The organism is Polaromonas sp. P1_G2 (genome assembly GCF_056405515.1).
In genome coordinates this window covers 1-527 of sequence record NZ_JBFUBY010000874.1, presented here as the reverse complement: position 1 = coordinate 527, position 527 = coordinate 1, and the positions used below count along the sequence as shown (strand labels likewise).

Here is a 527-nt window from a genome sequence, read left to right as displayed (position 1 = left end):
CTTCCAGGCTGATCACGATCGCATGATTGACAGGTTCCGCGCGGGCCATCGAAGCGATCCGGCCCAGCATCGCCTCGGCATTGCCGAAGAAAAGCGGCTGCGAGGGCCGCCAGATCGCGATGCCGGCAATTTCGTGCGCGTCGTCATGCCGCTCGATGTCGACGAAGGCGTGGCTCGAGGCGAGCTGGCCAAGCCGGGCAACATGCGCTACCGCAAGCCGGCGAATGAAGATCGCGAAAGACAAAAGCACGGCGATCAGCAGTCCATCGAGGATTCCGAGGAGGAGAACGCTCGCCGTGGCGGCAAGTGCGACATACTGGTCCTGGCCGAGCCGCCAGAGCCGGTAGAGCGGCGCGGGATTGAGCGCGTGCATCAGCGCCGCGATCACGACGGCAGCCAATACCGGTTCCGGCAGCCGCGCCACCAGCCCGCCGGCCGACAGCACGAGAAGCGCCAGCGCCACGGCCGCCACGACCGCGGCCCAGCGGCTCTCGGTCCCCGCCGCTTCGCTCGCCGCACCTCCGGAA

General features: G+C 67.9%; 1 protein-coding gene. It reads right to left on the bottom strand.

Going from position 1 to position 527, the window contains the following annotated elements; all coding sequences use genetic code 11:
* The coding region (locus AC1D0P_RS28090) for a SulP family inorganic anion transporter (RefSeq protein WP_477679730.1) at positions 1 to 527 on the bottom strand (527 nt) is incomplete at both ends.